The organism is Bacteroidota bacterium, from assembly GCA_016721765.1.
In the GTDB taxonomy this organism is placed as follows: domain Bacteria; phylum Bacteroidota; class Bacteroidia; order UBA4408; family UBA4408; genus UBA4408.
This window is the reverse complement of the sequence record JADKHO010000001.1, coordinates 1021905-1034062: the sequence shown is the minus strand read 5'-3', so window position 1 is coordinate 1034062 and position 12158 is coordinate 1021905. Positions and strand designations below refer to the sequence as shown.

Below are 12158 nucleotides of genomic sequence, written 5' to 3'. Positions count from 1 at the left end.
GGGTAAAAATACTTCGTTAAAAATAAATAAAAATTAACTTATCGACAAAATTCTAACATTAAATAGTTTACAACTCTGTTCGGTCGTAAGGCAAACGAGATTTAGTGATTTAGGTTACACTTTTTCGACGAATTGTTAAGATTATTTGAAAGTTTGCCTCAATTATAAGATTAACAAATTCTGACAGAATAATAGTGACTAAAAATATTTTCAAATAAATAGCTAATTTAGCGAAGGTTAAAAAAAGGATTTCCCTTGCTATGAATGTATTAATTGCTGATGATCATGTGATTATCCGAAGGGGACTAAAGTTCTTACTAGACTCCCATTTTGGAAAGTTTACAATTTATGAAACCGAGTCCACTCAAGGTATACTCGATTTAATGACCGAAAAAACAATCAGTCATTTAATTCTTGACATGCAATTGCAAGATGGAAACGTGCTTGAAATTTTTCAAGTGCTCCGAAAAAAATATCCGGATGTTGCCATACTTATTTATACAATGAGTCCTGAAGATATCTTTGGCAAAAGAATGCTTCATTTGGGGGCCAATGGCTTTTTAAACAAACAAAGCCCAGAGCCAGAGGTCTTAAGAGCTTTAGAGCTTTTTTTCAACAACAAAAAATACATAAGCCCTGTTTTACAAGATTTAATCGCACAAGAACAATCCAAAAAGGGATTCTCACAAAATCCTTTTGAACAATTATCTGACCGCGAAACCGAAGTATTAAATTATTTACTTAAGGGAGCAGGAGTAAAAGAAATTGCAGAACAGCTTGATTTAAAGGCCAATACAGTTGCTACTTTTAAGGCTCGCCTGTTCGACAAGCTGGGTGTTTCAAATTTAATTGACTTGCAAAATCTTGCAAGAGTTTATCGGTATTAGCAATGTTTTTAAAAGCGAAAATTCACCTTCTTTTGCTTTTAATACTCGTTCTATCGAGCCCGTCCGTTTTTGCACAAAAAAAGTTTTTTATTAGCAATTTTACCACAAAAACGGGTCTTCCGGATAACGATTTAAAGAGCCTACAATTTGACAAAGACGGCTTTCTTTGGGCAACCTATACCAATGGTTTACTTCGTTTCGACGGTTATAATTTCAGGAATTTTGTTACCTCAAAGGTTCCCTATACTGCATTTTTGCTAAGTCGTACACTGGATGGGGAGATTTTAGCTTTAGATGCAAGCGGAACTGTTTTTGAAATTAAAAATCAAAAAATAGACACCCTTAGAAAAGGCGCTGTTAACTCTATTAATTATTACACATCGAAGGGCTTTCTTCCTAGTAAAAATTTTTATTTTAAAAGCACAACCCCTCATTTTAATGCAAAGCGTGATACCAATTGGTTTTTTCCACCACTTTACCTTTTCCCTCAGTCTCGCGAAGATTGCATTATTCGTACAAAAACAGGACTTGGATTGTATCATTTTACAACGCACAAAAAGGACCTCAATCTGGAACAATTTAACCCTCGTAACTTTATTTGCATCAACCGTGAGATTTATTTCTTTTCTGAACAAAACCAACTCTATTGGGTGAACCAAAAACAGTGGAGAGCTGAAATGTGTATGATTAAAGGAGATATATTAAAAGACCCCTATTTTAAGGCACTTCCAGAATTATTGAGCAGTACCGTGTGGGATTACAATAGTTCTGCTTCGTGCGTTTTAATTGAAAATAATTTATACGAATTTTCTGCCATTAAAAACAATCCTAAAATAATAGAAAGTTCTTTTATAACAAATGAACTTCCTCAAAATTGTATCATTAATGCACTCATTTATAAGCCACAGGATAACTTATTATTAGTAAGTACAGATACAAGAGGCTTATTTATATACCGGGAGCAAAAGTTTAAATTTCTCACTTACCCCAATCCCGAAAGGGGTACAAACAATGCGTATTATTGTCAACTAGAGTTAGATAGCAATCGCATCTTTACAGATTGGAATCGAGAGTTTTCAATAAAGGGGGGAACAAAAAGTTCGTTGAAAATTAAACGCAATTATTCCGACAATATTTTTAGGGATAGGAGTGGTTTTTTGTATTACTTGAGCGGAGAAGAACACTTAAAAAAACTTAATCCAAAAACAAATATCAGTACTCCTATTTATGACCCACGTAAAAGTTTTGTGTTGTGTTATTACCAAGAAGGGGATTCTATATGGGTAGGAACTACTAATAGCATTGGATACATTAAAAACGACACATTGCATACTGTTAAATTATTAGATAATAACAGTTCCAACTCGAATCTATTTCAAATAATGAGGTGGAAGGAAAATAAAATTTGGTTTTGCAATTATACCGGTGTTTTTAAATATGACCCGGTTCGCAACACTGTGGATACCTTGCAGGATCTTTATCAAAAATACCCTTATAATTTTACATTGTTTAAAGATTACTTAATCATTGGAACTTTTGGAAGAGGGTACTATTTCTATAAGGATGGCAAGGCTGTTCAAATGCCTTTAGACCGGAACCACTATTTACTTCAGGCTTATTTTTTTGTTAACGATACGCTAGGCTATACTTGGATTGGAACAAGCAACGGTATTTACAAAACGCGCTTTAATGATCTCGATCACTATTTTAAAGATACCAGCTTTAAGGTGTCGTACATGCACTATGGGGAAGAAGACGGAATATTAAGCCCGGAATTTAATGGGGGTTGTGTTCCCCCTGTTGTTAATCTTAAGAACGGATATACCTCTATGCCAAATGTTGAAGGCTTAGTTTGGTTCAAACCTTCGGAGATAAAAAACCCTGATTTCTTTAAGCCATTTTTTATAGATGGTGTTTTTGCGGATGATAGCTTGTTTTCTGTTGACAAACATTTGGTACTTGGGAAGGACTTCGGAACCCTAAGAATCGAATTTTCAACCCCCTACTGGGGAACGCCGGACAATTTGGACATTGAATATTGTCTTGAAGGTTATACAAAGAAATGGGTTCCTCTTAAAATTGCACAAAACAGTTTGGTGTTTTCCAATTTGCCCTCCGGAGAATACACATTTAGGTTGCGAAAACGTTCGGGTTTTGATGCGACCAATTATATCAGCACTGCGCTTCAAATAAGCATTCCAAAAAAGTTTTATGAAACGCTTTCGTTTTATATTATTTGCCTAATTGGAACACTTTTATTTTCATTTGTAGTGGCACGGCTATATGCACGAAATATTCAAAAAAGAAATATTGCCTTAGAGAAAAGTGTGCAACAACGCACGATGGAGCTTATTATGGCAAATGCCGAATTAAAAGAATCGGTAAGTGTTAAAGACAAACTCATCTCAATAATTTCGCATGATATAGTTACACCCCTTCGGTTTATTACCATGGTGGCACGAAAAGGATCGGAAAAGCATGCAAAAATTGATTCTGAAAAAATACAAGAGGCACTTATAGATATTAAGAACACATCCGAAAAATTGCATGACAACGCTCAAAATATATTGAATTGGATTAAACATCAAAACAAAAGGATAACGCTTAACAAGAGCAATGTAGCACTAAACGCCTTTTTGGAAGAGGTGGCTGATATGTTTAAAGAAATTGCCTCCAACAAGGGCACTGTAATCATAAATAAGATTTCTGATGATGATTTAATCAAAAGCGATAAGAGTATCCTTTTTATTGTCTTACATAATCTTATTTCAAACTCAACTAAGTTTACAAGCAATGGTTTAATTACAATTACGGGGTTGGCTCTTGAACACACCTATAGCATTGTAATTGAAGACAATGGTGTAGGAATGACACAAGAACAGTTGCAACGCATTCAAAACATACAAGAAAAAAAACCGGTAACTTCCAGCAATCCAACCATTGGAGATGGGGGAAATGGATTGGGATACATCATCATAAGCGAGTTAATAGAAATGCTGAGTGGTTCCATTCATGTTGCCAGCTCGGTAGGCAAAGGAACCCGTGTTGAAATTATTTTACCGTTACAAATCTAGTGTAGATAGACTGATTAGCGGCATAAATCTTATTTACACCCACAGCTATTGCATCAAAATTAAGGGGTGAAACCTGTATTAATCCCGAAACCCCATCAGATGCTCCAAGGGAACTAAGTTCCGTATTCGAAAATGCGCAATAAGAGGAGAGCCCCCCAATCGTTTTTTTAACAGATTTTTGTCCAACAGTTAGGCTAATAAATACCGAGTCTGCATCCTTTAAATTTGCGCCAAGTGGAATTTGAAAACCTAGGCTTCTGGTAATATCAGTTGGTATTGAGTTATTTGTAATGCCGTAATAAATAGGCATTGGTTTATCTGTCACAAATGTAAAGGCAACCAATCCAATTAATGGATTTCCCGCGGCATTCCAATCCACTCCGGTGGTGTCTTGAAAATTCATGCTTGCTGCCGCATTTCCATTTAATAAATAGGAGTCATTGGCTTGTTTAGGAACGTTTCGAAATTGGCAAAAAAGGGCGCCCATATCTGCAAAAGCAGTATCAAAGGGGGAGAGTTTGAAACTAGCAGTCGCTTCCGCTGAACTTGTAACTGAAATTCCATTCAAGGGGTCGTTCCAATAGGCAAAAGTGCGTTGAACTTTTAGCAAACCATTCGCGTCAAATCGAGAAAAAATATAACTAGGTGCAGTAACATCCGGAGGACTGGCAGGTTCGGAATCGGTGTTTGCTTCGTTTTTTTTACAAGCCGTACCTACCAAAAAGGGTAGGATTATTAAACTAAAAAATCGAACTGTTTTCTGTCTCATTGTTTGATGCAAGGTCGCAAAAATAGTTCTTTTTTGGAAGTGTACTCGCCTCTTTTTGGATTATTCGATTAACAAAGGAAATTAGTTAAGTAAAAAGTTGTTATTGAGTTTTTTTTCTTGCTCCTTAATTAACAAGAGAAATCGCATTTGGTGAATAAAAAAACTGTGTCGGGATCGGTTTGATTTTAAATCGACCAATTCATATTTCTGTTGGTTATTCAGATTTATCATTCTGGCCAAATCAAAGACTCTCAAATTGTCGATGTTTTCTATACTTATTTTTTTTTCATGAAAGGTTCGGTAAAAAGAAAGGAAAAAGTTCACCAATTGGCCATCCTCCGAGATAAGTGGATTTTCTACAAATGTAATGTTACCTCCGGAATACAGTTTACCAACAAATGGATCCTGAAAATCTAGTAGGTAAAACATTCGGCAACCTTCAATTTCAATATCCATTTCGCCATTTGCGTAACGGGTTATTAGTTTGGTAACTTTTACCTCGGATCCCGCATTCATCAAACTCGTGTTGAGTACAAATGGAATTCCAAAAGTGCTTTCATTGCTAATACATTCGTTAACTAATTGCTTGTAGCGCGGTTCAAATATATGCAGACGCATTTTTTCGCCAGGCAATATCATCACGTTAAGTGGAAAAAAAGCAGTTAGCCGCGGCATAAAAAAACAGGTAGTTTTTGAAATTTGCGGCAAATAAAGAAATTTAATTTGAAAATCACATCACTGTATCGCCATCTTTACTTAACCCTAACTTATAAGTTTTCAACACCCGCTCGCGAGCATACTTATGGTCTACAATTGGGGCAGGATAATCCAAGCTTTCTAGCTCCGGAATCCATTTACGGATATAGGTAAACTGGGAATCAAATTTTTTTGTTTGTTCCGAGGGGCTAAATACCCTAAAATAGGGCGCTGCATCGCAACCAGAGCTTGCTGCCCATTGCCAACCGCCATTGTTACTAGAAAGTTCAAAGTCGAGTAGTTTCTTGGCGAAGTATGCTTCTCCCCACTTCCAATCTATTAACAAGTGCTTCACCAAAAAGCTGGCAACAATCATACGTACCCGATTGTGCATAAATCCGGTAGCATTGAGTTCTCTCATACCTGCATCTACTATGGGATATCCGGTTTTTCCGTTACACCATGCATAAAATTCCGTTTCATTATTTCTCAATGGAATGGAATTGTATTGCTTTTTAAATGCCGAAGTAACCACATGTGGAAAATGAAATAAAATCATCATATAAAACTCACGCCATATCAATTCGTTCCACCACTTTTCATTTAATTTTATAGCATTTTGTGTTAACTCTCGAACGCTTACCGTTCCAAAGCGCAAATGCAAACTCATTCTGCTTGTGCCGTTTAATGCAGGAAAATCCCGTGTTTCCTGATAGTTTGAAATGCAATTTATGTTAAAAACCGGTGGTGGAAAAACGGTATCGGTTTGTTCAAATCCAAGTTCCTTTAGGGAGTAACCTGTTTTTGCTTTCCATTTCAAAAAATTGGAAAAATATTTATTTGTCGGATATGACTTTAAATAAAAATCCGTTAGCTCCGCTTTCCAGCGTTTCATATAGGGAGTGAATACTGTGTAAGGACTGCCGTCATCCTTAACAATCTCCTGTTTTTCGAATATAACCTGATCTTTAAACGAATGAAATGTGCACTGAATACTTTCTAAATAGTTTTTAACTTTTTGGTCTCGCTCAATTGCAGCGGGTTCGTAATCATGATTTAAAAAAATCTTTTTCAATGTATAGTGCTCATTCAGTTCTTTAAACACCTCAATCGAGTTGCCATGGGCCACCCACAAAGAACTTCCAATGGCTTCTAGTTCCGATTGTAGTGCTTCTATCGTTTTATGAATAAAATCAACTCTTCTGTCTGCCTTCTCCTCCAGCAAATCAAGAATTTCTTTATCAAATATAAAAAGGGGTAAAACCGCTTTTTCACTTTTCAAAGCATGGTACAATCCGGCATTGTCGCGTAGGCGTAAATCTCTTCGAAACCAAAATATAACTACCTCTTGCTTTGTGTTCATTTTTATGATTTAGTTTTTTAGAAAGCTAAAACACAGGCATTCCCCTTATGTTTATACCCTCAAATGAAATTGGTCATTATTTTGCTCATTTAACCAAGTGTTGTAATTAATAATATCGCTATCTTTGCTCGAGAGTTGAAGGTTTTGAAAAGCAAATATTTTGGCGCTCAGTAGTTTTTTTGATAATTTGTTGTCGGTATTAATTTTCATCTCCATTATTTTCAACAACTCCTTTTCGCGCTCGTAGATTTGTTCGCCCAAAAGACTTTTGAAATCCTTTTTTATTTGTTTGATGCGGTTTTCAATAAATTCGAAATCCCCCAATTCATATCTGATTTGCAATTCTGTTATCGAAATTTTTAACTGAAATGCGGTATCCAAACTTTTGAAATTTTCTTGAATGCTCATAAAAACCAGATGTTTCAATGCTGTTTTAAAGTTTCGTAATCCAAAGTTCAAAACCGATAGATTAAGGTAAATAAATACAATATAAAACGGTAATTCCTTTATCGCCTTTATTCCCTTTGCTTCTTCCAAAATTGCAATTGCACGCTCTTTATCACTGGCAGAGTAATTTATCATGAGTGAATTATAATAGTAAAACAAGTACTTATCATACAACATCCCGTTGTACTCGTCCATTGCCTCTTTTAGTTTCTGCGTAAACTCAAGAGATTGCGCTATTTTACCATTTTTAAAAAGCGAGTTAATCAAATAGGTAAGCATTTGCAATTTGGTTTCGTGATTTGTTTTTGTAAATAATTTTTCCTTTTGAAATGACTTGTATGTGTCTAACAAGTATACCTCCAGCGATTGGTAGTCGTGCCGCTGAAGCAATATGCGACTTAAGGATTGATATATTTTTAAGCGCAATTGAGTATTGTTTTTTAAATCCGATTTTCCGCTAAACTCATTAATTGTTTTTTGGAGTACATCTAAAATTTTTTGATTCCCTCTATCAAATCCTTGTGAAACTTTAATCCGATAAATAAGCACCGCCAACACATCATCAATCTCTTGAATTTTGTGTAACTTTTTACGGTTCTCTTTTCTAAGTGCGATATAATTTTCAGGGTTCACGGACATGGTTTCTTGTGAGAGTTTGATAAACTCCGCGTAAACCAAATCAAGCAATTCATAATTTTCAATACTTAAGCCCTTTTTTTCAGCTTTGCTTAAATAATAAAACGCAATTTCGAATTGCTGCTTGCGCTGGTAAATGCGCGACAATATAAAATAATGTAATAGAAGAACTGAATCGTCGAAGTCGAAGTATAACAAATTTGTGCTTCTGTTAATGTCTTCAAACAGCCTGTTTTTTAGTCGGTACAAGGAGTTTTTGCTTTCTGCACCATACTGTTTTTTGTGAAACTTATCTTCATCAAAAGCTTCGTAGTTTTTTCGAATCGAGTCAAAGAGCTGTATGTCTTTTCTTGCTCCGCTATCGTTCGTTTGATTGAGGTAGAGCTTAAAATGCCGCACTTCTTCTTTGCTCATTAATCCAATAACCTGATGTAAAATATTCATTTTGGGTGCGTAAGATTTCATCAAAAATAATTATTTTCTCTTAATTCCATTGATTACTTTTATTATCGGAAACAAATCTGGCTTCTATGAAACGATTTTTAACTGAGTTATGTCTCATTACTTTATGCTTATTGGGCTTAAATTTAAAGGCCCAAACTTCAATTGGTTTTGACTCTAGCTATGTAGTTAATTTTACTACTTCTGTTCACCAAAATGACACGGCCAGTTTTAATGTTCGTATTAAAAACTATGGTCCAATTCAGGCCGATTGTGTTTTTGTATATAGCGGATATAAAAATAGCCAAGGAGTAATAAGTGGCATTCAGCAGGAATTCTTATACCCTGCGGGTATTATTTCAAGTATTCCATCTTCCGGTTTAATTACCAAACGGCTTATAATTAATTATTCGGCAACTCGCTTTCCGGTAGGAATTGATGTGGTGGTTATTTGGCCAAAAGCAGCAAATGCAACCACTGCGGACACCTTAGAGTTTATGCCACTTGTTTTGCCCCCCTTAAGTGTTGCTCAGGTATTAAGAGATGAGGGGCTTGTTGTTTTCCCAAATCCATTTTCGAATAGTATTAATATTCATTCGAAACGGCAAATTGAGTCTATAACGATTTACGATTTTGACGGAAAAATAGTTTATTTTAGAGCTGCCGAAGAAACTATCGATCTAAGCCAAATCGCAGTAGCTTCATACATCTTAGAAATAAAGTACAACAGTGGCACAAGAAAAAGAATACAAGTGGTTAAACGGTCAAATGATAAATGAAAGTCCTTTGTTTTAATTAAACATATTTTCAATGAAAAGATTTATACCTATCGTGTCTATTCTACTTTTTGTAGGACTATTAAACTCAAGCCCTGTAAAAAGTCAAAGTCTCGGATTTGACACGCCTCCTGTTTTTCCACAATCAATTGCACTGGATGATTCCGTACCCACAATTGTTCCGATGGGCATTAAAAACTACGGTACGGTTGCTTTTGCAGGAAATACACCCATTTATATTGTAACAAAAGTAATGAGCTCCGGACTGCTTGTTTCTAGAGATTCTTCATTCAATGTTATTACTCAGGCTAATATTCCTCCCGGACAAACCTATGTTCACTCCTATTTTGAACCGTATAATACCGGTAGGTATGTGGTGGGAATTGATGTGGTTGTAATTTGGCCAAAAGCAGTTGGCTATCCAACTCACGACTCTATTACTTACTTAATTCAAATTACTCCTGCGGTTGGTGTGGCTGAGCTCTTGGCCGAAAACGGCTTTTCGGTATACCCGAACCCCTGCAGCGATCAACTCAACATCCTAAATTTGCAACCCTCCAACCCCATTGAACGCGTAAGAATTTACGACCTTTCCGGCAAGTCGATAATGGATAAATTGCGAGGTGAACTCCTTGATTTTTCAAATATCCCGGAGGCTGTTTATTTTGTGGAGGTAACTTACAAATCTGGAATGCGAAAGGTGATGAAAGTTCAAAAAGAAAACAAATAAGTCTAAATCAAATTCAGTTTGTGCTTTATATAACTGCTAAAAATGAGGGCATATTTTCGTGTGTCAGTAATTCTAATACGCTCCTCTAAGATGCGTGCCGGGGGCAGGTTTTTAATTTTCTTAAACAGATTATAGTAGTAAACAAACGAAACATATACTCCAAATCGAGCGCCAATTGGAAGGTTTCGTATGCCACGAAGTCCTTCTTGGAAATCGTTGTCGATTTCTGCCTCTATTTCACGTTTCGCCGCTTCATCAAAGTTTTCGATTTTTAATAATGGGAAATAAGCCCTCCCCAGACTAAAATAATCCGCTTTCATGTCGCGTAAAAAATTTATTTTTTGATAGGCAGCCCCCAAACGCATCGCTTGCGGTTTTAACCTTTGGTACTCAACATCATTTCCTTCACAAAACACACGCAAGCACATTAATCCAACCACTTCAGCAGAGCCAAGTATATAGGTTTCAAAGGTTATTCTATCATATAAATAAGGGTTCAAATCCATCTCCATGCTGTGCAAAAAGGAGTCGATTAATTCCATGTCAATATTATATTTGTTCACCGCTAGTTGAAAGCTGTGTAAAATTGGATTTAGACTGATTTTATTTCGAATTGCCTTATAGGTTTCTTCTCGAAACTCTTTTAATAAAGTGGTTTTATCGTGCTCGTGGAAGGTATCTACAATCTCATCAGCAAAGCGCACAAAACCATAAATAGAATAGATTGGCGCGTGGTATTTTTTAGCCAAAGAAAGTATTCCTAAACTAAAGGAGGTACTATAAGATTTTGTTGTAATCTCACTGCATTTTAGTGCCACACTGTCGTATAAATTATCCATGCTGTAAAATTAGCTTTCTGCTTTTAATCCGTTTCACAATTTGTTCGGTTACCAATTTCCCGGAAATAATTGCCGGGGGCACTCCCGGACCAGGAACAGTTAACTGGCCGGTATAAAACAAGTTTTTTACTTTTTTACTTTTTAATGCTGGTTTTAAATTTGCCGTTTGAAAGAGGGTATTCGCCAAGCCATATGCATTCCCTTTAAAAGCATTATAGTCTTTCATAAAGTTGGCATGGGCATAACTACGTTTAAATTCAACAAAAGGAGTTAGATCAAATCCGCAATACACTTCGAGTCGTTTCATTATTTGTTGAAAAAAACGCTCTCGTGTTGCCTCGTCATCATTTAAATCGGGGGCTACCGGGATAAGAATAAATACGTTTTCACAGTTTTCAGGTGCAACACTTTTGTCGGTTGCTGTAGTTCTACAAACGTAAAACAAGGGTTTTTCGGGCCACTTGTGATTAATATAAATGTCTTTACCATGAGGTCCAAAGGGCTCATCAAAAAACAAAGTATGATGCTGCAGTTGTGGAAGAGGTTTGTTTATACCAAGAAAAAACAACAACGATGACGGTGCCATGACTCTTTTATCCCAATATTTCTGGGTGTAAGTTCTAAATTCCTTCTTTAGTAAGGTTTGTTCTGTGTGTTGATAGTCTGATCCCGCCACCACCAAATCGGCCGCATAACGCGCTGTTTTGGTGGATACAGAAACGGCCTGCCCATTTTCCACATCAATAGATTCTACGGCTTCTCCAAATTTGAATTTCACACCCTGTGCTGTTGCAACTTTTACCATTCCTTCCACAATTTTATGCATTCCACCAATCGGATACCAAGTACCCAAAGCCATGTCGGCATAATTCATAAAACTATATAAAGCAGGTGTGTTTTCAGGCATGGTTCCTAAAAAAAGAATGGGGAACTCAAGGAGTTGAATTAGCTTGTCGTTCGTAAAATATTTCCGAATGTGCTTGTCGATGCTTTGAAATAAATCCAAACGGAAAAGCGCCGGAACAAATGACAAATCCATAAACTCTTTAATGGATTCACCCGGTCGACGCATCATTTTATCAACACCTACTCTGTACTTAAATTCTGCCTCCTTCAAAAATAGCCTTAACTTATCTCCTGCACCCTTCTCGTTGCTTTCAAATAATGCACATAGCTCCCCAAAGTCCGATGGAACAAGCATTTCTTCTCCCTTTCCAAAATAAACGGCATAGGAGGGAGATAATCTTTTTAGTTGATAATAATCTTTGACAGAGACACCAAAGTCATTAAAGAATTCTTCGAAAATTTCAGGCATCCAATACCAACTTGGACCCATATCAAAATTATATCCTTGTGTTTCAAACTTACGCGCCCTGCCGCCGGCGGTGTTGTTTTTTTCAAGTACTGTAACTTCAAAGCCTGATTTTGCAAGATAGCTTGCCGCCGAAAGAGAAGAAAATCCGGAACCAATAACAATAACCTTTTTTTGCATCTAATAAA

General features: G+C 36.3%; 10 protein-coding genes. 4 read left to right on the top strand and 6 right to left on the bottom strand.

The window, feature by feature from the left end:
- The first annotated feature begins 260 nt into the window (after positions 1–260).
- Together IPP32_03710 and IPP32_03705 are read left to right on the top strand one after the other, a co-directional pair.
- Positions 261–887: a response regulator transcription factor gene (locus IPP32_03710; protein ID MBL0047185.1), complete on the top strand. Its 627-nt coding sequence runs from the start codon at positions 261–263 to the stop codon at positions 885–887.
- Positions 888–889: 2 nt separating this feature from the next.
- Entirely contained in the window at positions 890–3961 is a 3072-nt protein-coding gene (locus IPP32_03705; protein ID MBL0047184.1) for a hypothetical protein, read from the top strand.
- Here IPP32_03705 and IPP32_03700 read toward each other — a convergent pair.
- The 4 genes from IPP32_03700 to IPP32_03685 all read right to left on the bottom strand — a co-directional run bounded on the left by IPP32_03700 (position 3939) and on the right by IPP32_03685 (position 8316).
- Positions 3939–4730, bottom strand: coding sequence for a hypothetical protein (locus IPP32_03700; protein MBL0047183.1), 792 nt, complete (start codon positions 4728–4730; stop codon positions 3939–3941). The two genes, IPP32_03705 and IPP32_03700, sit on opposite strands and share 23 nt — an antisense overlap.
- Before the next feature lie 81 nt (positions 4731–4811).
- Positions 4812–5405: a hypothetical protein gene (locus tag IPP32_03695; protein ID MBL0047182.1), complete on the bottom strand. Its 594-nt coding sequence runs from the start codon at positions 5403–5405 to the stop codon at positions 4812–4814.
- Positions 5406–5460: 55 nt separating this feature from the next.
- Positions 5461–6789 (bottom strand): deoxyribodipyrimidine photo-lyase, encoded by a 1329-nt coding sequence (locus tag IPP32_03690; protein ID MBL0047181.1) that lies wholly within the window; start codon positions 6787–6789, stop codon positions 5461–5463.
- A 51-nt stretch (positions 6790–6840) separates the two neighbouring features.
- Positions 6841–8316, bottom strand: coding sequence for a hypothetical protein (locus tag IPP32_03685; protein MBL0047180.1), 1476 nt, complete (start codon positions 8314–8316; stop codon positions 6841–6843).
- 86 nt (positions 8317–8402) lie between these two features.
- On the opposite strand from IPP32_03685, the gene IPP32_03680 reads away from it, so the two are divergent.
- Together IPP32_03680 and IPP32_03675 are read left to right on the top strand one after the other, a co-directional pair.
- Complete coding sequence (locus IPP32_03680; GenBank protein ID MBL0047179.1) at positions 8403–9092, top strand: T9SS type A sorting domain-containing protein; 690 nt, start codon at positions 8403–8405, stop codon at positions 9090–9092.
- 31 nt (positions 9093–9123) lie between these two features.
- Positions 9124–9819, top strand: a complete 696-nt coding sequence (locus IPP32_03675) for a T9SS type A sorting domain-containing protein (GenBank protein ID MBL0047178.1) — start codon at positions 9124–9126, stop codon at positions 9817–9819.
- Positions 9820–9821: 2 nt separating this feature from the next.
- Here IPP32_03675 and IPP32_03670 read toward each other — a convergent pair whose 3' ends face one another.
- Together IPP32_03670 and crtI are read right to left on the bottom strand one after the other, a co-directional pair.
- The gene (locus tag IPP32_03670; protein MBL0047177.1) at positions 9822–10658 is read right to left on the bottom strand and encodes a squalene/phytoene synthase family protein; all 837 of its coding nucleotides are present in this window, start codon (positions 10656–10658) and stop codon (positions 9822–9824) included.
- Positions 10651–12150 carry a phytoene desaturase gene (gene crtI / locus IPP32_03665; protein ID MBL0047176.1) on the bottom strand — a complete coding sequence of 500 codons (1500 nt, stop codon included), beginning with the start codon at positions 12148–12150 and terminating at the stop codon, positions 10651–10653. The genes IPP32_03670 and crtI overlap by 8 nt, the downstream gene beginning before the upstream one ends.
- Positions 12151–12158: the final 8 nt, after the last annotated feature.